The organism is Alcaligenes sp. YSL9, assembly GCF_030515105.1.
GTDB classification, from domain to species: Bacteria; Pseudomonadota; Gammaproteobacteria; order Burkholderiales; family Burkholderiaceae_B; genus Alcaligenes; species Alcaligenes phenolicus.
The window spans coordinates 1,753,691-1,777,488 of record NZ_JALXJU010000001.1; the positions used below are offsets into that span (position 1 = coordinate 1,753,691).

At 57.1% G+C, this 23,798-nt stretch carries 21 protein-coding genes; 9 read left to right on the forward strand and 12 right to left on the reverse strand.

From position 1 onward, the window contains the following. The 4 genes from M2Q46_RS08090 to M2Q46_RS08105 all read right to left on the reverse strand — a co-directional run bounded on the left by M2Q46_RS08090 (position 1) and on the right by M2Q46_RS08105 (position 3,061). The gene (locus M2Q46_RS08090) at positions 1-429 is read right to left on the reverse strand and encodes a hypothetical protein (RefSeq protein WP_137431199.1); all 429 of its coding nucleotides are present in this window, start codon (positions 427-429) and stop codon (positions 1-3) included. Between the two features lie 170 nt (positions 430-599). After that, positions 600-1,289 (reverse strand): ANTAR domain-containing response regulator, encoded by a 690-nt coding sequence (locus tag M2Q46_RS08095; RefSeq protein ID WP_143241158.1) that lies wholly within the window; start codon positions 1,287-1,289, stop codon positions 600-602. A gap of 3 nt (positions 1,290-1,292) precedes the next feature. Then, positions 1,293-2,447: a transporter substrate-binding domain-containing protein gene (locus tag M2Q46_RS08100; protein WP_257723599.1), complete on the reverse strand. Its 1,155-nt coding sequence runs from the start codon at positions 2,445-2,447 to the stop codon at positions 1,293-1,295. 131 nt (positions 2,448-2,578) lie between these two features. Continuing rightward, the gene (locus M2Q46_RS08105; protein ID WP_060186338.1) at positions 2,579-3,061 is read right to left on the reverse strand and encodes an AmiS/UreI family transporter; all 483 of its coding nucleotides are present in this window, start codon (positions 3,059-3,061) and stop codon (positions 2,579-2,581) included. Positions 3,062-3,738: 677 nt separating this feature from the next. On the opposite strand from M2Q46_RS08105, the gene M2Q46_RS08110 reads away from it, so the two are divergent. Continuing rightward, positions 3,739-4,599 carry a DMT family transporter gene (locus M2Q46_RS08110; protein WP_302357025.1) on the forward strand — a complete coding sequence of 287 codons (861 nt, stop codon included), beginning with the start codon at positions 3,739-3,741 and terminating at the stop codon, positions 4,597-4,599. A gap of 1,093 nt (positions 4,600-5,692) precedes the next feature. Here the strand turns inward: M2Q46_RS08110 and M2Q46_RS08115 are convergent. From M2Q46_RS08115 to M2Q46_RS08125, 3 genes are read right to left on the reverse strand one after another with little or no spacing between them, the layout of a single operon-like run. Continuing rightward, positions 5,693-6,283, reverse strand: coding sequence for a cytochrome c (locus M2Q46_RS08115; RefSeq protein ID WP_083053171.1), 591 nt, complete (start codon positions 6,281-6,283; stop codon positions 5,693-5,695). Further along, positions 6,280-6,888, reverse strand: coding sequence for a cbb3-type cytochrome c oxidase subunit II (locus tag M2Q46_RS08120; RefSeq protein WP_302357026.1), 609 nt, complete (start codon positions 6,886-6,888; stop codon positions 6,280-6,282). Before M2Q46_RS08120 ends, M2Q46_RS08115 begins: the two co-directional genes overlap by 4 nt. 4 nt (positions 6,889-6,892) lie before the next feature. Further along, positions 6,893-8,545, reverse strand: a complete 1,653-nt coding sequence (locus M2Q46_RS08125) for a cbb3-type cytochrome c oxidase subunit I (protein ID WP_026484662.1) — start codon at positions 8,543-8,545, stop codon at positions 6,893-6,895. A gap of 233 nt (positions 8,546-8,778) precedes the next feature. Between M2Q46_RS08125 and M2Q46_RS08130 the strand changes: the two genes are divergently transcribed. Further along, positions 8,779-10,206 (forward strand): PLP-dependent aminotransferase family protein, encoded by a 1,428-nt coding sequence (locus tag M2Q46_RS08130; protein WP_226349819.1) that lies wholly within the window; start codon positions 8,779-8,781, stop codon positions 10,204-10,206. Positions 10,207-10,322: 116 nt separating this feature from the next. Continuing rightward, positions 10,323-10,739 carry a lipocalin-like domain-containing protein gene (locus M2Q46_RS08135; RefSeq protein ID WP_035271977.1) on the forward strand — a complete coding sequence of 139 codons (417 nt, stop codon included), beginning with the start codon at positions 10,323-10,325 and terminating at the stop codon, positions 10,737-10,739. 50 nt (positions 10,740-10,789) lie between these two features. Here M2Q46_RS08135 and M2Q46_RS08140 read toward each other — a convergent pair whose 3' ends face one another. Continuing rightward, positions 10,790-11,713 (reverse strand): LysR family transcriptional regulator, encoded by a 924-nt coding sequence (locus M2Q46_RS08140; protein WP_302357027.1) that lies wholly within the window; start codon positions 11,711-11,713, stop codon positions 10,790-10,792. 100 nt (positions 11,714-11,813) lie between these two features. Here M2Q46_RS08140 and M2Q46_RS08145 point away from each other — a divergent pair, with 100 nt between their 5' ends. The 6 genes from M2Q46_RS08145 (at position 11,814) to M2Q46_RS08170 (ending at position 19,631) form a co-directional block, all read left to right on the forward strand. Beyond that, a complete protein-coding gene (locus M2Q46_RS08145) occupies positions 11,814-13,160 on the forward strand; it encodes an aspartate aminotransferase family protein (protein ID WP_302357028.1) in 1,347 nt (448 codons plus the stop codon). 163 nt (positions 13,161-13,323) lie between these two features. Next, complete coding sequence (gene murI / locus M2Q46_RS08150; RefSeq protein WP_302357029.1) at positions 13,324-14,160, forward strand: glutamate racemase; 837 nt, start codon at positions 13,324-13,326, stop codon at positions 14,158-14,160. A 366-nt stretch (positions 14,161-14,526) separates the two neighbouring features. Then, positions 14,527-14,841: a hypothetical protein gene (locus tag M2Q46_RS08155; protein WP_302357030.1), complete on the forward strand. Its 315-nt coding sequence runs from the start codon at positions 14,527-14,529 to the stop codon at positions 14,839-14,841. A gap of 300 nt (positions 14,842-15,141) precedes the next feature. Continuing rightward, positions 15,142-17,220: a LamG-like jellyroll fold domain-containing protein gene (locus tag M2Q46_RS08160; RefSeq protein WP_302357031.1), complete on the forward strand. Its 2,079-nt coding sequence runs from the start codon at positions 15,142-15,144 to the stop codon at positions 17,218-17,220. A gap of 20 nt (positions 17,221-17,240) precedes the next feature. Then, positions 17,241-17,435 carry a hypothetical protein gene (locus M2Q46_RS08165; RefSeq protein ID WP_035271967.1) on the forward strand — a complete coding sequence of 65 codons (195 nt, stop codon included), beginning with the start codon at positions 17,241-17,243 and terminating at the stop codon, positions 17,433-17,435. 21 nt (positions 17,436-17,456) lie between these two features. Next, the gene (locus tag M2Q46_RS08170) at positions 17,457-19,631 is read left to right on the forward strand and encodes a phosphocholine-specific phospholipase C (protein WP_060186993.1); all 2,175 of its coding nucleotides are present in this window, start codon (positions 17,457-17,459) and stop codon (positions 19,629-19,631) included. A gap of 161 nt (positions 19,632-19,792) precedes the next feature. Here the strand turns inward: M2Q46_RS08170 and M2Q46_RS08175 are convergent, their stop codons facing one another. The 4 genes from M2Q46_RS08175 to M2Q46_RS08190 form a co-directional block, all read right to left on the reverse strand. Further along, entirely contained in the window at positions 19,793-20,269 is a 477-nt protein-coding gene (locus M2Q46_RS08175; RefSeq protein ID WP_035271962.1) for a hypothetical protein, read from the reverse strand. Positions 20,270-20,293: 24 nt separating this feature from the next. After that, a complete protein-coding gene (locus tag M2Q46_RS08180) occupies positions 20,294-20,842 on the reverse strand; it encodes a hypothetical protein (RefSeq protein ID WP_035272160.1) in 549 nt (182 codons plus the stop codon). Positions 20,843-20,905: 63 nt separating this feature from the next. Then, on the reverse strand, positions 20,906-21,679 hold the full coding sequence (locus M2Q46_RS08185; protein WP_035271960.1) for an OmpA family protein: 774 nt from the start codon (positions 21,677-21,679) through the stop codon (positions 20,906-20,908). Positions 21,680-21,753: 74 nt separating this feature from the next. After that, positions 21,754-23,798: YadA family autotransporter adhesin (locus tag M2Q46_RS08190; RefSeq protein WP_302357032.1), on the reverse strand; the 2,045-nt coding region annotated here is incomplete at its 5' end.

A 23,798-nucleotide genomic window follows, 5' to 3' on the forward strand; every position in this document is an offset into this window, starting at 1 on the left:
TCAAGCTTGATCGGATTGGGGGTGGTCTGTCTCGAAGATAGGCCGCCCCTTTTCTATTTGTGCATCCGTCTGTTGCAAAAACTCGGATAGATTCGCAATCTTGCTTTGCATTAGCCGATCCAGCAGCTTTCCGCCAAACCACAACAAGGCGCAGCAGAAAAACGTAATCGGCAATACATACCAACGCAGCCAGACCGATGCATCCAGCAACCAGCCAAGCGCGGTAAAAATCACCACTAAAGTGCAGGCAATCCAATTATTGCGTTTGGCCTTGAGCAAGAATTTCCTCAAATCCAGGTGGCCACGGTTCAGAGTCTCTAATTGCTCGTAAAGCTGATCGCGGTCTTTTTGCAGTTGCACCCAGGCTGCGCGCTGCTCTGATGTCACCGCAAGGGCAGATCGGGGTTGTTCATATTCCTGATGGCTCATTATCTCTACGCTGGGGCAGCGGCGTACTCTAGAAAGTCGCTATTGTAGGAGGAATGAAAACGGGTAGTGTTTCTGCCTTTTTCTCTTTACCAAGCAAGCCTATGCCTACCACTTCAATCACGCGCCTGCTCTAGCCAGCCACCGCAGCTCAGCCTGGCCAAAACGCCTTACTAGTTCCCCAGCAAGGACGAACCTTTTTGCCCCAGGGACAGCACTTCACTGGCATTCACAATGGCAATCGAAATATCCTCAATCGTGCTGCGCTTGTTCATGGCCTGCTCACGAATCAAATCGTAGGCCTGGTCCTCGGACACCTGATGGGTACGCATCAAGATCGTCTTGGCTTGCGCCACATGCCGCTGCCCCATCAGTTTGGTTTGCAGCTTGCTGATCAGCCGACGTTGCTGGCGCAGTTCTTTATGGTATTTACGCGCCAGCACCACCGTGGACAACAAGCCAAAAGAGCGTATGGGCGAAGGCAGGATCGCCTGAATATTCAAATCCAGCACGGCCGACACTATCGTGGGATTTTCATAATTGACCACGGCAATAATCGTGGGTGCTTCCTCCTCGCAGACCCAATCCAGGCGCAGGTGCAAAAGATCAGGCTGCACGGCCAGAAAGACCAGATCCGTTCCTGAAGGCAGGTTTTGCGTGGGTGGCCAGATCGTCTGGACCGAACACCCGATACGCTGCAGTTGCTGGGTCAGCAAGCGGCCATCGCTATCGTCCGGATGCATGACCACCATCGTCAATTGCCGCAGTTCCTTGAGCTGCGGCGAGGTGGCATGCGGAAAACGATTCCGCATTCGCAAAGGCTTGTTTGCCGGCTCATCACCGTAGGAAGAGGAGTTGGCCACGCTTTATGTCTCCAAAGTATCCAGCTTGGCAGTCCAGTCGCCCAAGGAATGGGTAACCAGATACGGGTCGGGCGAGACCGGGCGCGTTGCCTGGCGCACAATCGCAAACTCGCCGTCGGCATTGATGCGGCCAATCCGTGGATAAAGCCAAGTATGGTGATTATTGGGATCGATCTTGATCCGCCCCTGAGGTGCATCCAGTTCACTGCCCAACAGGTAGGGCAGCAGATCTCCGATCGCATCACTGGCGGATTGTCGATACGCATTGGCGAACAAATGCATCTGTGAATAGGCAGCTTCCCAGCACAGATTAGGGTGGCAGTCGGCCCCAAAGCGCTTGCGCAAACTGGCCAGACAACGCGCATTGACCTCCGACTCGATGGACTGAAAATACGGTGCAGCGGTGAAGTGTCCACAGGCAATATCCGCGCCCATCTGGGCAATCTCGGCCTCGGAGGTCGTCAAACTGGCAATGGGCATGGTTTGCGGATTAAAGCCCGCATTGGCATACGCACGATACAGATTGGCAGTGGAGTCCCCCACCACGGTGGAGAAAATAAAGTCCGGCTGTTTCTGGCGTATGTCTTCCATGATCAGGCTGTAATCGCTCTCGCTGGCATCCAATGGCAGATAGTGTTCGCCCAGCACTTTGCTATCGGGATGCTGCATGACCAGCTCGCGCATGATGCGATTGGACTCATAGGGGTAGATATAGTCCGAGCCAATCATGTAGACCCGCGCGCCAAAATTGCTGGTCATGAAATGCGCCAGCTGCACACTGTTCTGATTGGGCGCCGCGCCGGTATAGATCACATTGCCCGAAAACTCGAAACCTTCGTACAGGGTGGGATAGAACAGCAGCTTGTTCCACTTCTCCACAATCGGGATCACGGCCTTGCGGCTGCTGGACATATAACAGCCAAAGATCACGTTGACGCGGTCCTGCACAATCAGCCGCTCGGCCTGTTCAGCGTAGCAAGCAGGCCTGGACGCCGGGTCGTAGCACACCGCCACCAGTTCACGCCCCAGCAGGCCACCGGCCTCGTTGATTTCCTCAATCGCCAGTTTGGTGCCCTGCCATTGCGACTGACCAATGGTAGAGGTCATGCCGGTTGCGGAATAAAGAACGCCGACGCGTACGGGTTCGTTGTGAGCCAAAGTCCATCTCCTGTCTAGCATGGTAGGGGCGCAGGTCGACGGACCTGCCGGTAAACACTACGAGCGAGCATCAGGTTACTCCAAAAAACTGCATTACTCTGGCCCCCACCACGCTTGCACTCCTATGAAAACTACCAGGCATCCATCATGATCAGGGTGCCGGGCAACCAGCAGGTCAAGGCCCCGATCAAGACGGTATACGCAGGCAAGATACGCAAGGACCGTCCCAACCCCAAGGCCAGGAAAAACAGAAACCACAGGCTGGACCACAAGAGCCACATGGCGATCAAACGCGGATCGCTGGCAGAACCGGCAAAGGCCAGTGCGCTGATGGCAACGAACAGGCAATACCAGCCAAAGCCCACTCCTTTCAACCCATACCACTGCACCACAGCCAGATACAGATAGGTGAAGGCAAACAGCAGCCCACCAGCAACGGCAAAGTAATCCGCCATTTGCTCGCCGCGCTGCAAGCCCAGCAAATTGATGAACAGGGCCAACAGCCCCACCAGCAAGTTAAAGGGGGCCAGGTCCCGACTTTCAATACGTCCAGTCAAACCCACGCCATTCACAATCAGCACAGCCCCAATAAAGAAAAGCGCAACACCCAACATGGCATAAGCCTCCAAAACAAGGTGACGATTCCGGCCTGGCTGGCGTCAGATCTTGCTGACGCTGCGTGAGCTCTGTGTATCGCGATGGCATCGTGCCGCGAAGCAAGGTTCCAGATAGTTCGCAACCTAACTACGAGGTCGGATTTATTTCAGGCAAACAAAAAGGCCCAGACCGGTTCAAGCATTGAACCGGTCTGGGCCTTTTTGCCCGGCATCGGCGCTGGCAGCATTGGCAGCGGATGTCGTATCTATTTGGAAATGTCGCAGCGATCTGAAATCGCGATCGGTGCAATTCTTACATAGCCCGGACTATCGCCTGTACTAGCGATTACCCTAGCGGCTGATGATTGGCGTGCTGAATATATTTTGTGCTACAGTACTTCATCGATTTAACGATCTGATTCTTATTTCATGAACCGCCCCGCATCCTCTTTGCCAAGCACTCTGCCCCTGTCGCGGGCCGCGTCGCTGCGGGCGGGCTCCCCTCCATCTGTCTTGCTGTTGACTGTCGTCGCCCCAGGCGTCGTCAATCAAGCCGCAGTCGTGTCCGACGTCGTCGTCGACACACGCGTCTACAGCGTCTGCTCCTAAGACCTCTTTTTCTTTTCCTGCGCCATTGATGCGCCTGGAATGTCTTTGCAGACAAACCTAATTTATTTAGACAGATAAAGAACATCATGACTTCTTCTTCTCGCGCCCAAGCGGGTGCTATTGCCTTGTTCGTGCTGCTTTGGGGCAGCGCGGGTATTTTCACGCGTATCGGTCTGGATCATGGCTCGGTTATGGCCATGCTGATCCTGCGTTTTGCCATCGCCCTACCTATGGTGATCATGCTGGGGCACTTCAATGGCGGCTGGCTGCCACCCAAAGGGCAACGTCTGCTGCCAGCTATCAGCGGTTTGCTGATGATCGGGCTGTATTCGTTTTTCTATTTTGAAACCCTGGCTCAAGGGATCACACCGGGTCTGCTGGCGACGATCCTGGGTGTACAGCCGATTCTGACCTTGGCTTTGACCGAGCGGCGTTTTTCTTTGAGCCGTGTGGCCGGTTTGGCACTATCGCTGACAGGACTGATTCTGGTGGTGTATCAAAGCCTGATTGTCAGCCGTTTGTCCGTGATGGGTCTGGTATTTGCAATTGCTGCTTTGTTGAGCATCACTGTGGGGACCATTGTTCAAAAGCGTCAGCCCGTGGGGGCGTTGCAAGGAATGCCTTTGCAGTATTCCTTGTCTCTGGGCTTGTTTATTCTTGCGTCCCTGGGTTTGGGACAGGAAATCCGCTGGGAGAACACATGGGGCTTTTGGGGGCCGGTGGTCTGGCTTGGTCTGGTGATCTCCGTGCTGGCCCAGTTGCTGCTGTATCGCATGATTCGCAGCGGGAATCTGGTCAACGTTACTAGCCTGTTTTATCTGGTTCCTGTGGTGACAGCCGGGCTGGATTTCCTGATTCTAGGGAATACCTTGGCGGCTCGCGCTGGGTTGGGACTGGTGGCTATCTTGGCTGGTCTTTGGCTGACGTTACGGAAGAAAGCGGCGTAAGTCTGCCTGTATATGTGGGGATTCACGGAGAGTGAAATCGGTCTTTGAATGATGAGATCGGTCTCCGTGAAGCCACCACTTGGGTCCCTCTGCCGGGATCGGGCTGAGCACTTGCCGGTGCTACGCACCGGTGCCCTTGTCAGGAGATAGCTACGGGCGCATCCTGAACTCGCCGGGTACTTGGTCCCCCGGACCAAGTACAAGCGTCCGGCTCAAACAGCAGGATGCTTGCACCCCTACGCTATCTCCTGCCCGCGGCAAGTACTCTGATCCGCCCAATCCCGGCAGAGGGACCCAAGTGGTTCACAGTGATGCATTTCCACGATTCAAGTCGGTTTGCTTCCCAAATCCAGGCACAGCATGGACAGATCTCAATGCCTAGATCTTTATTCTTAAGCGGCAACCCTCAAAGCGCCCTTCTAAAAACTACTGATTTACGAGCTCTCGCTACAGATCGATACCTATCATCAGCGTGTGAATACTGCAGGCATGCTAATTATCATTGCTGAATACTTTTGGGCTTTTTCAACTGGCCGCACTCCGCCCAATCGCAGTAGCCCTTCAACTCATCACAACAACTCGGCCAACCACAAGCCCTAGCCCCACCAAGCGCCAAACCAAAAAACACTAGACAGCCCCCGTCCGCGCTACAACCAGCACTTCCTTCCACCCCAAATCGGTTTTCTTATATTTCTCCGTTGTGAGCCGCTTGGGGGCCGGGTCCAGGGGGGCGGGCGATTCAGACTGCTTGCCGCAGGCGGTTCTGATATCCGGGATGCAAGCCCTGTGCTGTTTGAGCCCGACGCTTGTGATTGGTCCGGGGGACCAATCACCGGGCGAGTTCACAGGGCGCCCGGATATCAGAACCGACAAGGGTACCGATGCGCAGCATCGGCAAGTAGTCAAGCCCGCCCCCCTGGACCCGGCCCCCAAGCGGCGTCCCCACAGAGACACCCAACAAAAAAAAACCGACATCTCCAACCCTGGGGTCGGGCGAGATATCGGTTCAAAAGCCGGGGGCCTGTTCCCGGCGTGCTACCGTTTCAAAACGTGCTTCTAATTATTAATTCCAGAAGAACTCATCGCAGCCACCTCAATGCGCCGCAATCCACTCCAACAGTTCCTTCTCCCCTTGCCAAGGCTGACTACGATCCCCACTGGCAGCCCGCTCCTCGGCAACAAACTCGGGGGTAATGGCATCCTCCTCATTCCCCCACTCATGGCGAATAAAGCTCAACACAGCCGCCAGCTCCGCATCACTGAACTGCTCTGCAAATGCAGGCATCGCCCCCTGATATTCCTGGCCTTTCACCGTGATAGCCCCCGTAACCCCGTGCAGCACCAATTGCGCCAGTACCTTGGGGTCACCCTTCACCCACTCTGAATCCGCCAAAGGCGGGAACACCCCTGGCAAACCTTGCCCCGTCGCCTGATGACACGCCACACAGGCATTGGCATATAGCTGCTTGCCATCCGCAGATGCACTGCCAGGCGCAGGAGCCAGAACCGCCAAAGGACGCTGATCCCCCAAACGCGGAGAGCTGTTGGGCTGAGCCGAGACGATGTAATACACCGCCCAGGCCAGCAAGGCCAAAATCACCAGAATCACTATGCGCGGAATCGGGTTGTACTGCTCGTGGGGATCAGCATTCTCGCTTTGACGACTTTGAACAGGCCGGTTCATTCCTCACTCCCCACCACATCAGCACTCAAGATCGGATACACATGCTTGAGTGACTGCAAATACACCACCAGATCCAAGGCCTCCGGACGGGCTACCACCACCTTGCCCTCCGGTGCCACACCCGGCGGCAGACTCACGACGCGCTCGTCAGGCTGCATCTGATCCGGGTTCTTGGCTTCAAACAGGAAGCGATAGGGAGGCATATTGCTGCCCGGCGAGTAAGCGCGCGGATCGTACAAGTGTCCCAAATGCCAATCCTGACTAGGCTGACGCACACCAATATTGAACAGATCCGGCCCGGTGCGCATGGTGCCCAGCAAAGGTGGATCGTCGTAGTGATAATCCCCGGCGACCGAAGCACGCCCCCAGCCACGGCTCGCATCCGCTACACCCGCGCCCGTTGTACTGGGCTGCTGCGTGTGACAAGTAATGCAGCCATTGCCCCGATACACCGCCCGACCCCGCACTTCCTGACTGGTATAGGGCGACAAACCTTCAGGGGCAGGCTCGTCCTTCAACTGCAAAAAAGGCACCACAATCATGGCGGCCGTTGCCAAGGACAAGGTCACCATGGACCCGATAATCAACTTCAGTTCGTTTTCCATGTCCTTAAACCTCCAGCTCAGCGGTACGGCGCACTGCAGCCGAGCGGGACTCGGTCAAGGCAAACGCACCCGACTTCACAATCATCAGCAATACGTGCAGGGCGAAGACCAGATGGCCCAGCGTCATCATGGCGCCGCCAATAGAACGGCCTTGCAACCAGGGCATGGTGACTGCCACCGACTCCATAAAACCACGGGCAGGATCCAGCAAGGCCAAACCTTGCAGCACGCCACCAATGCTGAGCGTGATCATGTACACCGCAAAGCCAGCCACCACCAGCCAGAAGTGCCAGGAGATCAAGGCAGGCCGGGGCCAGGCCGTGTTCAGAATGCGAGGCAAGGCAAAGTACACTCCGCCGAAAATCACCATGGTCACAAAGCCGTACATACCCAGATGAGCATGAGCCACCGTGAAGTGCGTGAAGTGTGTAATGGAGTTCAGCGAACGCAAGGCCTCAGCAGAACCTTGCAAGGACGCGACGGTGTACATCATGGCGCCAAAGACAATAAAACGCAGAACGGGCGAGTGACGCAGCGCACTGAAATGCCCCTTCAACGTCAAATGCTGGTTAGCCGAGAAGGCCAGCACCGGAATCACCATCATCACGCTTTGCACGATGGACAAGGTAATCAGCCATTCAGGAATAGGACCACCAATCAAATGGTGCGCACCCACCTGTCCGTAGAAAAAGGCCAGCGTCCAGAAGCCCAGCAGCGACAAGTTGTAGGAGCGCACAGGGCGTCCAATGACTTTGGGCAGGAAGTAGTAAATAGCGGCAATCGACATGGGGGTATAGAACAGGCCCAACACGTTATGCCCGAACCACCAGTTCATGGTGGCTTGCTCCACCCCGAAGTGCACGCCAGGAACCTTGGCGACCAGATACAGAATGGGGAACCAGAACAGCGCCGCGCCGATGTACCACACCGACACGTACAAGTGCTTGACCTTGCGTTGCGAGAGCATCAAGGCCAGCGGCATACCGATCATCATGCCGCCAAAGGCGAACAGCACACCGATTTGCCAGGGGATTTCCAACCACTCCAAACCCGCATTCAAGCCTATGGCCAAAGCACCAATCCCCGCCACCAGCGCAGCATTCCAGACCAGACCGCCCACCATCACCAAACGGCCACCCAGCAAAGGGGTTTGCAGCAAGCGCGGCAACATCCAGATTGTTAGCCCCAACAAGCCCATGGGTGCCCAGCCATATGCCACGCCATTCAGGTGAATCGTGCGCAGACGGCCAAAGCTCAACCAGGAAACGTCACCCAGAAACTCGGGCCAGTGCAGTTTCAAGGAGCTGATCAAACCCGCAAACGAGGCCACCACCAGCCAGACCACCGCACAGACAATCAGTAAGAACGCAGGCATGGAACTGGAACGATCGGCCTGTTCACGCGCCGCCATTTCAAGCGCGCTGGTTTGCTGACCATGGTTCTCTGCAATATGGTCGGCCGCCGCCAGGCTTAGCGCCTGCCGTTGGGCAGCATCGGCCGAGGGTTCTTCGGGCTGGCCGATTTCGCCCTTGTGAAAAATAGTGCGCGCACCACTGACGTCAGCATCGAACAGGCCCTTGCGCAAGGACCAGATAAAGGCAAAAAGCCCGGCAATCGACAGGATGAATGCGGCAAGCAAAAGCGCCGTCGGGTTCATGGTATTCCTCTGATTAGATAGGCCCGCAGCCCACACGGGCACGGACGAAAACACCCGGCAAGGCTACCTGTCGGCACAGAGCATTCCAAGAATCAGTTAAAGCTTAAAAAACCCTATCAGTTGTCCTGAAAGCCCCGCAAATTGCCGTTTGCTTGTGCTTGAAGACATACCCATCAGATAATAAAAAAACCACATTTATTGAAATTACCGTATCAGATGGAGCACAGAAGGACATGAAACTGTACGAGACGCTGGCCAAGGAACTAGCCCAGGCCATTCTTGACGGCACAGTTGCCGCAGGCGAGCGCATGCCCTCTGTGCGTCAATTGATGGATAAGCACAAGATCAGTGCCTCGACGATTTTCCAGGCGTATTACCGACTGGAAGCACAAGGCTTGATCAAGGCGCGTCCTCGTTCGGGCTACTACGTCTGCTCCAGCCTGGCGCCTCATACCTTGGAGGCGGACACGGCCTCCCAGCCACCGCTGCAAGCGACCAGCGTCAACAATAGCGACCTGATCATGGCGATCCTGCAATCCAGTTCAGAGCGCTCCGTAGCGCCTTTAGGCTCCGCTTTCCCCAGCCCTGTGCTCTTTCCTCTGGAACGCCTGGGCCGCTTCTTGTCTGCCAGTCTGAAACAGCAAGATCCCTGGGCCAGCGTGGACGATCTGACCCAAGGCCACGCTCCCCTGCGTCGCCAGATTGCCTTGCGCTATCTGGCTCAAGGCATGGCCATCAATGCCAACGATATTGTGATTACCAACGGAGCTCTGGAAGCGCTGAACCTATGTCTTGCAGCGGTAACTCAACCGGGTGACATCGTGCTGGTGGAATCGCCCACCTTTTATGCCGCGCTGCAATCGCTGGAACGCATGAAGCTGCAAGCACTGGAAGTGCCCACCCACCCGCGTGAAGGCATTGATCTGGAAGCGCTGGAACACGCGATCAAACATCACGCCCCCAAAGCCTGCTGGCTAATGACCAACTTCCAGAACCCGCTGGGCAGCCTGATGCCCGATGCGAAAAAAGCCCAATTGGTCGAGCTGCTGGCCCGCTATGAAATCCCCTTGATCGAGGACGATGTTTACGGCGAACTGTACTTCGACACGGAGCGCCCCCGCCCCGCCAAAGCCTTTGACCGTCAGGGACTGGTGATGCACTGCTCCTCTTTTTCCAAAACCCTGGCACCCGGCTATCGCATCGGCTGGGCTGTGCCGGGACGCTATATACGTGAAGTCGCCCAGGCCAAACTGACCACTACCCTGACGTCTCCCGTGCCCACCCAATTGGCCCTGGCCAGCTACCTGGAAAAAGGTGCGTACGAGCAACACCTGCGCCGTTTACGCACTCAACTAAAAAACCAGTATGCGCAGTTCTCCAAAGCCTTGGGACGCTACTTCCCCGCAGGAACTCGGGCCACCCGCCCCGAGGGCGGCTACTTCCTGTGGGTAGAGCTGGAAAAAAGTGTGCAGACCTTGGAACTGCATCGCCTGGCCCTGTCACAAGGCATCAGTCTGGCACCAGGCTCCATCTTTTCAACTACCCAGAATTACAGCCATTGCCTGCGTCTTAACTTTGGCCATCCGTGGACAGAACACAGCGATCACGCGCTGGAAATACTGGGTAATTTATGCCGACCATTGCCACTTAAAAAGTCATGAAGCGTAGTGCCTGACGATAGAAAATAAGAATAGGCAAGTCATTGAATAACAAACGAAAAGACAGCACGATGACTCAGTTACATAACGCAACAACACTGTCTATTCAGGAGTTTTTGATGGCCCATACCTTACGTAGCAAGCTGATCGGTGTCTGGCAATTGGTGTCCTTTGATTTTGTCCCGGAAGATGGCTCGCCCAGCTATCCCGGACTGGGGCCTAATCCTATCGGTCAGCTGATCTATACAGAAACAGGTTATGTAGGGGCACAACTGGGCAGCAGCACCCGAACAGTACAAGACAGCTGTCAATCGCTACTGGATACGTATCTGGCCTACGCTGGGACGTTTGAAGTGGATGAGGCCACCCAGTGCGTTACCCACTTTGTTGATATGTCCCTGTACCCCGATTGGGTAGGGGTTCCCCAGCCACGACTGGCGCGCTTTACGCAAGGCGCTCTGGAACTGATCACCCGTGACCCCGTGGTAGTCGCCGGCAAATTGGGAGTGGGCACCTTGTTGTGGCACCGAGCCTGACCAGGTCAAGCAGACGCTCCCTCACTAGCGGCCAGCCCTTGCTGGCCGCCTCAGTTTTGAGCCTCGTTATCGAGCAGGCCCAGAAAATAATCCACAATCGCGTGTGCACGCCTGTCCTTACGCATGGCCAAGGACAAGGGAATCGTGAACTGACGCTGCTGCGGGTCCACCGCAATCATCTGGCCCTTCTCTACCCAGCGAGCCGCCACGTGCTCGGGCAAGAAACCGATGTACTCCCCCGTCAAAATCAAAAAGGCGATTCCTTCCCGGTCACTGGCTGTGGCAACACAATTCAGATCCTGGTGTTGTCCGATCGCCTCCGGGCTCATGCGATAAGCAGGCGCAATGGCCGCAGCCCGGCGCAAGGCTTCCTGAGACACTGTCCCTTTTTGCACCGCGGCAAACAAAGGATGCTCCCAGGAGCAATACAGAAAATAAGGTTCGGCATAAAGCGTGCGATATTCCAGCCCGCTCAAGGCATTGGTTTCAGGCAGCACGCCCATATGCAAGCGGCCATCCAGTAAACCACGCTCAATCTCGCCCGGCGTACTCATGCTGATATGGACGCGCACCGCCTCACTGCTTTGGCGCAAGGCACGCAAGGCCGAGGTGATGTGCATATGAGGCTGCGAGATCAGGCTATTCATCAAGCCTATATTCAAGCCCCCCCGCAAACTGGAATGCAGCTGGTTCACCTCACTGCGGAAATTCTCCACCGCAGCCATCAAGGTTTCACTGGCCCGCAATACCTGTCGCCCTTCTTCCGTCAAGGCAAAACCCGCCCGGCCGCGCTGACACAGCCGGATTCCACCCAAACGTTTTTCCAGATCGCTCATATGCAAGCTGATGGCCGAACGTGTAATGCCCAGCACGCCTTCCGCAGCCGAAAAGCTGCCCACTTGCGCCACCGTTCGGAACACACGCAGCAGACGCAAATCAAAATCAGAAACCTGCAAGAGTCCCTTGAGTTGCATATAGGTGAGTAAAACAATAAGTGAAGTTAAATAAAAACGTATTTTACTCAACAACTTAGCTGCCTACACTGGGGGTATTCACCGCCTTGAGGAGACCACCATGAACTCACCCTACTTTGCGCCACAGCAGATTGCCAGTGAACTCAATCTCCAGTCCCACTGGATGCCCTTTACCGCGAACCGATACTTCCAGCAGGACCCGCGCCTGGTCGTCAAAGCCGAAGGCAACTGGCTCTACGATCAGGATGGCCGCCAGATTTTTGACAGCCTGTCCGGGCTTTGGACTTGTGGTGCCGGACATGCTCGCCATGAAATCCAGGCCGCCGTGCATCGTCAACTCGGGCAACTGGACTACTCTCCCGCCTTTCAGTTTGGACACCCCGCTGCTTTTCAGTTGGCCGACAAACTGACGCAATACACCCCCGAGGGACTGGATCACGTTTTCTTTACCAACTCCGGCTCTGAATGTACCGACACGGTCGTCAAGATGGTGCGGGCCTACTGGCGCATCAAAGGCCAGGCGACCAAGACTCGTTTGATTGGCCGTGCTCGTGGCTACCACGGCGTGAACGTGGCCGGTACCAGCCTGGGAGGCATAGGCGGTAATCGCAAGATGTTCGGGCAACTGATGGATGCCGACCACCTGCCCCACGTACTGCAAGCAGACTGCGCCTTCACGCGCGGCCAGCCCGAAACAGGGGGCCTTGCCCTGGCCGACGAACTGCTGAAACTGATCGAACTGCACGATGCCAGCACCATCGCCGCCGTGTTTGTCGAACCCGTCTCCGGATCGGCAGGCGTACTGGTGCCACCTACCGGCTACCTGCAACGCCTGCGCCAGATTTGCGACCAGCACAACATTCTGCTGGTCTTTGATGAAGTCATCACCGGCCTGGGCCGCCTGGGAACCTATACCGGGGCCGAATACTTTGGCGTCACCCCCGACATCATGACCATGGCCAAGCAATTGACCAACGGTGCCATCCCCATGGGCGCGGTCGTTGCCAGCAAGGAAATCTACCAAACCTTCATGGGCCAGGACTTGCCACTGCACGCCGTGGAATTCAGCCACGGGCACACCTACTCTGCCCACCCCGTCGCCTGCGCCGCCGGACTGGCTGCCCTGGAGTTGCTGGAACAGGACAATCTGTTGCAACGCTCCGCTGAACTGGCTCCGCATTTTGAACAAGCCCTGCACCAGCTGCGCGACAGCCCGAATGTCATCGACATCCGCAACTGCGGCCTGGCAGGTGCCATCCAGCTCGCCCCACGGAATGGCGACCCCGCCATCCGCCCCTTTGAAGCGGGACTGCAACTGTGGAAACAGGGCTTTTACGTACGCTTTGGTGGCGACACCCTGCAATTTGGCCCCACCTTTACCTCTACCCCCGAGCAACTCAACTCACTCTTCGATGCAGTGGGAGGCGTCCTGAAGAACCTGGCTTGAACGCAGCAACAGGGCGGTCATGGAAAGACCGCCCCACACACCAACCAAGACCTGGAACAGGGCCTAAAGAAGACAGCCGCTGTAAACCAGGCTGTAGCCTCTGCTCCAAACACGACAAAAGCGCCATAATAGAATTTTTGCCCCACAAGCATCGTTCAGCGCCATGAGTCCATCCCACCCCGCCGTTTTTGCACAAGCCCCTATTGGCGTGTTTGATTCGGGCGTGGGTGGATTGTCCATCTGGCGTGCCCTGCGCCAATCCCTGCCCAACGAGCATCTGCTCTACCTGGCCGATTCCCAATACGCTCCCTACGGAGACCGATCCCCCGAATGGATTGTGGAGCGTACCCTGCAAATGACTCAATTGCTGGTAGACCAGGGCTGCAAGGCGCTAGTCATCGCCTGCAACACCGCCACACTGGTAGCCGCCCCCGCCCTGCGCTCCAGGCTTTCCATCCCCATCATCGCCATCGAACCCGCCATCAAACCCGCTGCCACCTTGAGCCGTAGCCGTAGCGTCGCCCTGATGGCCACCAGCCGCACCCTGGACAGCAGCGGCCTGCAAAGCCTGATTGACCGCTATGCCAGCGACGTGGAAGTCATACGCATTCCCTGTCCAGGGCTAGCCGACCGGGTCGAGGCCCTGCAACTGTCAGGCCCGGAAATCGAAGCAGAACTCAAAGAACGATTGGCCCCCGCCCTGCAAAGCCAGGCCGATACCCTGGTCCTGGGCTGCACACACTACCCCTTTCTGCGTCCCACAATCGAAGCCATCAGCGGCTCGCGCTTCCATATCCTGGAACCGTCCTTTGCCGTCGCCGCGCAAGTGCACCGTCGCCTGGAGCAGGCCAACTGCCTGAACACACAAGCCCAGGCAGGCAACAGCGCCTTCATCAGCAGCGCCCCCGTGGACCAAGCCCAAAAAGTCATCCAAGCCCTGACAGGACTGAGCGAACCCACCATGCTGGCATTCCCCATACATTCGCCAAGCGCGCTGTAGAAATTGTTCATCCTCAATCTCTCGATGTTTCCAGCAAGAGCCGCTTGAGTTGGCTGCTCTAGCTAGCTGACCACTATCTTTAGCGGCCCAACGGCACCCCCCTCCGTTCACCATCTCCACTCGCCTCGACTCTGGGTTCGAACTGACGGGGTGACATGACGCCCTCCCCCCGGACGGTTTTAAAGTCAGCCCGAACAACGATCCTGCCCCATCACAACTCAAACCAGCACTCCACCCAAACAACGATTCCCGACCTCACTCTCGAAGCCATTGAGAGCTGCTCGGGGTGCCGGCACAGGGGCGCGGGGCGAGTCAGACCACTTGCCGCAGGCGGAGTGACGATCGGGGATGCGAGCAGCCTGCTGCTTGAGCCCGACGCTTGTGGTTTGTCCGGGGGACAAACCACCGGGCGAGTTCAGGCTGCGCCCCGATTGTCACTCTGCCAAGGGCACCGACGCGCAGCGTCGGCAAGTGGTCCGCCCCGCACCCCTGTGCCGGCACCCCGAGCAGCGCCCTACGAAGAATGCCTCAGGCCCCCCACTCTGCAGCAACCAACGCCCCCAAGCCTGCTCCACCTTCAAGCTCAGCAAACAACAACAACAACAACAACAACAACAACAACAACAACAACAACAACAACAACAACAACAACAACAACAACAACAACAACAACAACTTTGAGCCTAAAGCATAAAAAAACGCCTAAAACCCCGCCAAACCACGCCACCGTAACAAACCATCCATCAAGCCGCCATATGCCTGCCAAGCCGCAGCCAGACAGCCCTTGAGCCCCCCTGCTCCCACCCCCGCCCGACCCTTCACATAAAACACAATCCAATCATCGGCGGATTTGCTGATCCGTTCACAGGGCAGTCATACGCCCTTCCTACACTGCCCGCAGTCCTGATCCGATGCCAACTGAGCAGCCCACCCCCACGCACAGTCTGGCCTCTCTTTTCACTTTTCTACACGAGTGGCTGTATGACCTTCTCTCCCCGTCTTCCCAAGTCCCCGACATTGCAGCGCATGCAGCAAGCCGGGCTTACTCTGTCCATGGCCCTGCTGCTAAGTGCTTGTAGTGGTGGCTCCGGCGGCAATGATGGCTCCACCAGTCCTGGCGTGGACCCGGAACCCCCTACCGTTGAACCCGGCGACAAACCCCAGGCCCTGGGTGGCAAAAAAGCACTGATCGTCACCATCGACGGTTTGAGCTACGAAGCCTTGTTGCAAGCCCGTCAGGCCGGCCAGCACCCCGCCCTGAAATCACTGACCATCGCCCCCGCACAAACCGGCGGCTATGTCGGCACCAGCAGCGAACAACGCACCCTGCCCGTCCCTGGCTGGGCCTCCCTGATCACCGGCGTTTGGGCAGACCAGCACGGCCTGCGTGGCGTAGGCACTGCCGCTCCCACACTGAGCGCCCCCACCCTGCTAGCCCTGGCTGACAAGCAGCCCCAGGCCGCCATGGCCCTGAGCGCCGCCGACTACCGCAAGCTGCTGGGTGAAGACCTGCAGGCCGGACGCATCGTCGAAGCGGCCAACTGCACCGATTCCGACAGCTGTGTCAGCGAGCAAACCGAAAAATACCTGCAGCAAGGCAAATCCCTGATTCTGGCCCAGATCCAGGCTCCCGCCCGTGCCGCATCCCAGGGTGGCCTGGGTGGCCAGGCCTACCAGCAAGCCGTGCAAGCCTCGCTGGCCTCCGTGGACAAACTGTTTGCCCTGATCGAAAAACGCAAGCAGGCAGACGCTTCGGAAGACTGGTTGGTCATTCTGACCACCAGCTATGGTCTGGACGAATTTGGCGGCACCACTGGCTCGCAATTCAACCGCAACAAGACCAGCTTCATCGCCACCAACAAGACACTGGCCTCCTTGCCAGCCGTTGACAGCGCCGTGACCAGCACGACGGACATGAACACCCTGGCGGCTGTCATCGACATTGCCCCCACCGTGCTGTCCCACCTGGGCATCCAAAGCGAACAGTACCGCTTCCGTGGCTCACCACTGCAAGCTGAAACTCGTGTGCGCAACGTGTCCTTCAGCAAACCCGCCGACAAGAACATGGTGGACCTGAAATGGGTACTGGATGGTGACGCCTCGCAGGAAATTCAGGTCATGCGCGACGGCAAGCTGATCGCTACCCTGCCTGCCGGCACAACCCAGTACTCCGACCCAATGCCCACCTCGGACACCGAGCAGATCTACTCGCTCTACTACTCGATCCAGACAGGCAAGGCAGCGTCCGCCCTGAAAGCAGAAGTAGGTTACAAACCCCCACCCAAACTGGCTGACACCCTGAAAAACGGCCTGCAAAGCTACTACACCTTCAACGCCCAGCCCTTTACCGATAGCAAAGGTGGCAGCAGCCTGCAAACCTCCACCCCATCCGTGCCCGCCGGCCAGCTGATTGCCGCCGACTTCCTGGACCCCAGCACCGCCAAAGGCGGCCTGCGCATCCTGGGCAGCAATGTTGATGCCAATGGCAACCGAGGCTACCGCCTGGCCATGAGCCGCGACCTGTTCTCCCTGAGCAGCGTGCCCAAAATGACCATCGGCTTCTGGTTCCGCACCCCCGACAACTGCCAGGGTTACGGCGCTTCCATCATGGCCAACAAGAACTACGACTCGGGCAACACCGCCGGTTTTGCACTGGGCCTATTCAATTCCGGTGGCTGCGATATCCGCTTTAACACCGGCTACGGCGGTGGCCGTAATGAAAGCCAAGGCTACAACGTCACACCCAACGAGTGGGCTTATGTTGCCGTCGTGATCGACAAGACAGATGGCCGGATGCTGGGCCACGTATTCGACCCCAAGAAAGGGGCGCAATTTAGCTCCGTAGCCCTGGAAGCCCGCACGATCCAGGCCCTGGGCGGCACTGGCACGGGTGAACTGGGCTTGAACGAAGACGTTACCGGCCAGTACTACAAACGCTGGGGACGCAGCGACATCAACATGGACTTTGGCGAGCTGGCCATCTGGGATCGTGCCCTGAGCACGGACGAGCTGACCAGCATCTATGAATCTCGCCAACCTTTGTCCAGCCTCCAACCCTGATCGCCACGCAAGGACTTTTCATGACTCCCAAGAACACCTCACTTACCTTCGAGCGCCTCAAACGCGCATCTGTCTTGCTGATGTTCTGCGGGCTGCTGGCTGCCTGCGGTAGCGGCGGCGGTAGCGGTTCGGATGACACCGGCTCGCCGGAAGGACCGACCGAACCGGGCAAGCCCACTCCAGAACCTGCGCCGCAACTCAAATGCGCCCCTTGATTGATTAAGAGATTAAGCACAATGACTTCACGCCGCACATTCCTACGCAACATGACGGGTGCCAGCCTGGCAGCCGGCTCTCTGGCCGCCTTTCCTCCCAGCATCCGCAAGGCGCTCGCCATCCCGGCCAATAACAAGACGGGCACCATCAAGGACGTAGAGCACATTGTGGTTCTGATGCAAGAGAACCGCTCCTTTGATCACTACTTCGGCACCCTGAAAGGCGTACGTGGTTTTGGTGACCGCTTCACCATTCCACTGCCCAATGGCCGCAACGTCTGGCAGCAAAATGTCAGCTCGACCGAAACCGTGATGCCTTATCACCTGGACAGCACCAAAGGGAATGCCCAGCGTGTCAACGGCACCCCGCACTCCTGGTCGGACGGTCAGGCGGCCTGGGACCACGGCCGCATGGCTTTCTGGCCCAAGCACAAGAACCGCCACTCCATGGGCTTTTATCGCGAAGCCGAAGTGCCCTTCCAGTTCGCCATGGCCAATGCTTTCACCCTGTGCGATGCCTACCACTGTTCCATGCACACGGGCACGAACTCGAACCGCATGTTCTTGTGGACCGGTACCAATGGGCCCTCGGGCAGCGGCGAATGTACGGTGAACAACGCCTGGGACAGCCTGGGCCCCTCGCTACTGGGTTACGAGTGGAAAACTTACCCCGAGCGTCTGGAAGAAGCCGGCATCAGCTGGAAGGTGTACCAGAACCTGCCTGACAACTTCACCGACAACTCCTTGGCAGGTTTCAAGCAATATCGCCGCGCCAATGAGCAGTCCGGCAAGCCAACCAACACCCCTTACGAACCTTCGGATGATGTGGGCAACCCGCTGTACAAAGGCATCGCTAACACCATGCCCGATGGCGGTTTCTTTGGCCAGCTGCGTAAAGATGTAGAAGAAGGCAATCTGCCCCAGATCTCCTGGGTGGTGGCGCCCGCCAATTACTCCGAACACCCAGGCCCATCAAGCCCGGTGCAAGGTGCCTGGTACACCCAGGAACTGCTGGATGCTCTGACAGCCAACCCCGAGGTCTGGAGCAAGACCGTACTGCTGGTCAACTTTGACGAGAACGACGGCTTCTTTGACCACGTGCCTTCGCCCTCCGCGCCATCCATTGATCCGGTCACCGGCAAGCCCGCAGGCAAAACGTCCTTGAGCGAAGAAGAAATCGCGTTCGAATACTACAACTACCCCAGCCCCAAAGGTCTGTTGGGCCAGCCCCCCCGTGACGGCAAGGTCTTTGGCCCCGGCGTGCGCGTGCCCATGTACGTGATCTCCCCCTGGAGCCGTGGCGGCTGGGTGAACTCGCAAGTGTTTGATCACACATCCGTCATCCGCTTCATGGAAGAACGCTTCGGTGTGATGGAGCCCAATATCAGCCCCTACCGCCGTGCCGTGTGTGGCGACCTGACTTCGGCCTTCAACTTTGCCAGCCCGAACGACGAGCCGCTGCCTACCTTGAACGGCCGTCGCAGCCGTCAGGAAGCCGACTCCATCCGCAGCGCACAAGAGCGCTTGTCCCAAGTGCCTCAGCCCGTGGACAACCAGCGTATTCCCGTACAGCAAACCGGTGTGCGTCCATCGCGTGCCCTGCCTTACGAACTGCACGTCAGCGCCCGTTGCGACAGTGAAAAAGGCGTACAACTGCTGTTCTCCAACACAGGTAAAGCCGCCGCTGTTTTCCACGTCTACGACAAGCTGAACCTGGACCGTATCCCGCGCCGCTACATGGTCGCTCCCGACCAGATTCTGGACGATGTGTGGGACGTGCAGGCGAACAATCTGGGGCACTACGACCTGTGGGTATTGGGCCCGAATGGTTTCCACCGCCACTTCCGTGGTGATGTCAGCGTATTGAGCCAGCCCGAAGCCGCCCGTCCAGAAATTCGCGTTTGCTACGAAGTGACCAAGGGCGACATCTATCTGGAAATGATGAACGGCGGCCAGTCTGCCTGCACCTTCACCATCCAGTCCATGGCATACCGCGAAGACGGCCCATGGGAAGTCACCGTGGAACCAGGCAAGCAAGCCAAGCAATCCTGGGTTCTGAAATCCAGCGGTCACTGGTACGACTTTGTGGTGCGCAGCAACAGCGACCCAAGCTACTACCGTCGTTTCGCTGGCCGCGTGGAGTTTGGCGAGCACGGTGTCAGCGATCCGGCTCTGGGCATTCCGGCTTACCTGTAAGACTTAAACGCTGTGCATCTATAGTTCTCTATCGTCTGACTATGTGTGCGTGCGCACCACGCACACGTTTTGCCCCGATGCCTTTGCTTGGCATCGGGGCTTTTTTTTATTGATTGTGAGTGATGTCAAACGGGATCTGAAAGCCCGCTGATCCAGCAAGCTTAGCGGGAAAAGCGCGACCGTAGATTCAAGCCAATGTAATGCCTTCTACGTTGCCGCTTTCTTTTCGTCGCCACTCTTTCCTCTTTGACCTGGACCGGTATCCGGGCGCTGCCCAACTCCACAACCGCGCGCAAAACAGCAGAGTAAGCGGTACGGGCAGGCAAGCAAACGTCAGCCCCTGCATACATAGCACGCTCACTGGACAAGGGGGACTCATCGGCCAGAAACAGAATGCCAACATTATCCAGCTGCCGCATCGCGGAAATAACGGCGTACACATCAAACGCGCTCTCGCCCTCCCCGTCAATAATCAGAATGCGCAAGCGCTTTCCGAAAGTGGCAAGGTCTGTAGGACTGGTTGCTACCGTCGTGCACACCCCGGAGCCGGCCAAATAATCATGCAGGGCCAGCATATCGCCCACACGCGATGATGCAGGCTGTGCAATCAGGAGAAAAACCACATCAAAATCATACATAGGGCGCGATACGCAGTCCTGTTATCACCGACCACCCTGCATCAATTTAATAATGGCCTGTGTATGCTGGGCGTTCTGGGTTCCGATCAGCAAACGCCCATCAGAAATCGTTTCACTGATACGAGCCACACTGACCAACTGCCCCTGCACACTCAAGAGCAGATAATGCCCTCGTGCCTGAGCCGTGACACTGCGCAGTTTGCTAATGCCGTTCTGGTTCATCTCCAGTAGCAAAAACGTACCTTGATCCTGAGTGGTTACTGGCGTGACGCGGTGCAGATCGGATTGCGTCAAAACAGGCTGGGGCAGCGCATACAGCGAGGTCCCCCCCACATCCACGGCCACCAAGGGCGCTTCTGCTTTCTCTTGCGCCAAATGCAGGGTAATAACAGTTTGAGCTTGGGCACGTGAGGCCGTCGGTGCCGCCGTGCTGGCATTGGTCGAACCACCCGCGCCTTGCATGACAGGCGGTGCTGGATCTACAGGTTCGGAAATATGACGAGGCATGGTTTGCTGACAAGCAGCCAGGCCACCAGCCAGAATCAACACCGCTAATTTGTGCAGAATATTCATTGTTTTCTCGATCACGGCACACACCCGGCCAAGACGGGTGTGTGCCTGGTTGCCGCATCCAACTTAACGTTGGCCTTGAACTTCGATATCGACCCGACGATTCGGTGCCAGGCAGGCAATCAAATCACTGCGATTGGGCTGATCACACTGCACAAGTGGACGGTCCTGACCAAAGCCTTGCGTCACAATTGCGGCGGCTGGAATGCCCTGGGCGGACAAGGCCTGTCGCACCGTCTGGGCACGTTGTTGCGACAAGCGCTGATTCGATGCCGCACTTCCAATCCGATCTGTATGGCCGGAAACCGTCACCCGTTCGATGTCGGACATTTGCTTGAGCTGGCCGGCAATATCACGAATCGTGCTCAGACCGGCGCTGGTCAAGGTCGCACTGCCAAACGCAAAGGCCACGTCCCCGGAAAGCGAAAATGGCTGAATGGTTGTGGTTTTCGGCGCCGCATCCAGAACAGAAGCACACTCACTAGGCTTCCAGTAAAAGCTGCGACCCAGCTTGTCCTGATCAAACAGCACCTTGAACTGACAAGTCTTGATGCCCTGTGCCGTGTTGAAGTGGAACAGGTAATCCCACTCGCGAACCTTGAAGCCTTCGGCAAAGTGCGGACGACCCAGCAGGTCATACAGCTGATCGCGAGTCACGCCTTCCCGGACCTGACGCAGATTGTCGATATTCGGGTAAGAGCCCGTGTGGAAAGTCGCTTTATCCACTTCCGGAAACACCGGGTTTTCCGTGTGGCCCTCCGAGTCCACCTGACTCAAGGTTCCGCAACCAGCAAGCACCAGACTGCCCAGCAAAGCAGCCCCAAACCAATTTTTCTTCATGATCTGAATTCCTTCAAAAGTGTGTGCTGTGCATCGGCGCCAATGCGCCGATGCACCATAGAGTCAGGGCCGACTTACCATTGATAACCAATACCCACGGCACCACCGTAATCACCGCGCGAGGTGGTATTGCCCGAGAGCTTGTAAACCCACTTACCGTTATCGGTAATACCGGAGAAACCAATGGCCATACCGGACTCTCCACGCCAGGTACCGCCGGCCATGGACATCATGTGCTTGCCCGGCAAGTAAGCCTGGGGCAGAGACGCTGTTGCCATCGCGGCCGCCACACCTGCACTTAAGCGGTTATCCAGACGATTGATATCGTGGCGAATATTGTTGATCTGACCTTGCAGATTGCCCGCCACCTGATTCAACTGGCTTACGTTGACCGCATCGGTGTCATTCACGCCCGCCGCCACATTGGTGATGTGCTTGCCGGACATATTGATGCCGTTCTCGTTGATGATCGGACCACCGTTATTGATCTGAATTTCATCGGCCTGAACATTCACTGCCGTAATGGAATTGACCTTCAGATCCTGGGACACCGACACCTTGATATCAGCGCCAACGGTCTGGCCTGCATCATTGACCCGGTCCGTCTTGGAGATAACGATGTTGTCCCCTTCAACAAAGCCCACCGTGTTGCCATTGTGGATAGGCGTGCCGTCACCGGAGCCATTATTGCCACCACCTGTGGAGCCGGAACCATTGCCGTTGGAACCACCGGTATTGCCGCCTTCCTTGCCATCCGTCGGTGCTTCAACATTCCAGTGCATGCTGTCCAGAACATCTTTCAAGGAGGAGTGCTGGCCACCGTTGTAGGCAAACGAGCCGTTTCCATCCAGACCAATGAAGGACTCGATAGGCTGGAGCTGACCATAATTGACGGCATCCGTCGGATTGCGACCAGCGGCAACATTGGTGATGCGCATATCACCTGCGTTGATGCCAGCCAGGGTGATGCTCGGGCCATTGCTGATGGTCAGGCCGGTGTTACCCAGGTGTACGTCGTTTCCTACTGCAACCCCTGCGTTGTTGATGACGGTATCGCCGGTCTTCAGGCTGCCATCTGCTCCCAGATCAATGTCCTTGTTCAGCTTGACTTCAACCTGTCCGGAATCATCGGTGCCAGTCTGCTCAACCGTGACATTCTTGTCACCGACAAAGGCAACCTGGCCGTTCGGGCCAATATTGGCGCTATTGCCATCCGCATCGGTCACATTCCAGCCAGCGCTGGCAACGTCATTGACTTGCTTGAGCTGATCTTCGGTGGCCGCCTGACCGCTGGTGTAGTTGTCCGGATCCCAAGTCAGATTGGTCAGTCCGCCGATTCGGCCGGTATCACCATTGATCGTGACCGGGTTTGCTCCGCCCACCACGACCTGCGTGCTGCCGATAGCCGTGCTGTTACCGGCCGCATCTGCCACCGTGATCGAACCTGCGCCTACGGTAGTCGTGTCACCGGCGGCATTGCTGACCGTGGTGCCCGCCGCAGTCGTGGAGGTCTTGTTACCTGCACTATCCTCTACAGTCAGACCGTCGTTATTGACCAAGGCGTTACCCGTCTTCAGGCTGCCCTCCGTACCCAGATCAATATCCTTGTTCAGGTTGAAGGCCAGATCCGTGCCATCACGTGTGATGTTGATATTGCCGTCCGCATTGCTGAAGTCCACCGATGCGCCTGGTTTCACATTTTCTGTGGCACCACCATTGGCACTGATGTTCCAGCCTGCGTTGGCAACCTCTTCAACATCCTTCAACTGCGACACGTTCACCGCATCGTTGTCATCCGTGCCAGCCTCCAGATTGGTAATCTTCTTGCCGTTCATATTGATGCCACTGCCGTTGATCACCGGGCCACCGTTGTTGATGGTAATGCTGTTCAGATCCGTCAGGTTCTGAGCCATGACCAGGTTCAGCTTGTTGCCGTCGCTATCAACACGCAGGTTCGCACCCGTGGACTCTTCGCTTTCGGCCAACTCACCTGAAATGGTCAATGGCGTGTTATCGCCCAAGGTCTTGGCGATGGTGCTGCCAGTGTTACCCGCAAAGCTCAAGCCATCGGTCTGGGTCGCTACTTCGCTACCCTTGTAGATAACATCGCCCGCGTTAT

Bases quoted from the DNA above. Each gene is read 5' to 3' on its own strand.
- M2Q46_RS08090 (WP_137431199.1), bottom strand. From the start codon at position 429: ATGAGCCATCAGGAATATGAACAACCCCGATCTGCCCTTGCGGTGACA.
- M2Q46_RS08105 (WP_060186338.1), bottom strand. From the start codon at position 3,061: ATGTTGGGTGTTGCGCTTTTCTTTATTGGGGCTGTGCTGATTGTGAAT.
- M2Q46_RS08110 (WP_302357025.1), top strand. From the start codon at position 3,739: ATGACTTCTTCTTCTCGCGCCCAAGCGGGTGCTATTGCCTTGTTCGTG.
- M2Q46_RS08115 (WP_083053171.1), bottom strand. From the start codon at position 6,283: ATGAACCGGCCTGTTCAAAGTCGTCAAAGCGAGAATGCTGATCCCCAC.
- M2Q46_RS08120 (WP_302357026.1), bottom strand. From the start codon at position 6,888: ATGGAAAACGAACTGAAGTTGATTATCGGGTCCATGGTGACCTTGTCC.
- M2Q46_RS08125 (WP_026484662.1), bottom strand. From the start codon at position 8,545: ATGAACCCGACGGCGCTTTTGCTTGCCGCATTCATCCTGTCGATTGCC.
- M2Q46_RS08130 (WP_226349819.1), top strand. From the start codon at position 8,779: ATGAAACTGTACGAGACGCTGGCCAAGGAACTAGCCCAGGCCATTCTT.
- M2Q46_RS08135 (WP_035271977.1), top strand. From the start codon at position 10,323: ATGGCCCATACCTTACGTAGCAAGCTGATCGGTGTCTGGCAATTGGTG.
- M2Q46_RS08140 (WP_302357027.1), bottom strand. From the start codon at position 11,713: ATGCAACTCAAGGGACTCTTGCAGGTTTCTGATTTTGATTTGCGTCTG.
- M2Q46_RS08145 (WP_302357028.1), top strand. From the start codon at position 11,814: ATGAACTCACCCTACTTTGCGCCACAGCAGATTGCCAGTGAACTCAAT.
- murI (WP_302357029.1), top strand. From the start codon at position 13,324: ATGAGTCCATCCCACCCCGCCGTTTTTGCACAAGCCCCTATTGGCGTG.
- M2Q46_RS08160 (WP_302357031.1), top strand. From the start codon at position 15,142: ATGACCTTCTCTCCCCGTCTTCCCAAGTCCCCGACATTGCAGCGCATG.
- M2Q46_RS08165 (WP_035271967.1), top strand. From the start codon at position 17,241: ATGACTCCCAAGAACACCTCACTTACCTTCGAGCGCCTCAAACGCGCA.
- M2Q46_RS08170 (WP_060186993.1), top strand. From the start codon at position 17,457: ATGACTTCACGCCGCACATTCCTACGCAACATGACGGGTGCCAGCCTG.
- M2Q46_RS08175 (WP_035271962.1), bottom strand. From the start codon at position 20,269: ATGTATGATTTTGATGTGGTTTTTCTCCTGATTGCACAGCCTGCATCA.
- M2Q46_RS08180 (WP_035272160.1), bottom strand. From the start codon at position 20,842: ATGAATATTCTGCACAAATTAGCGGTGTTGATTCTGGCTGGTGGCCTG.
- M2Q46_RS08185 (WP_035271960.1), bottom strand. From the start codon at position 21,679: ATGAAGAAAAATTGGTTTGGGGCTGCTTTGCTGGGCAGTCTGGTGCTT.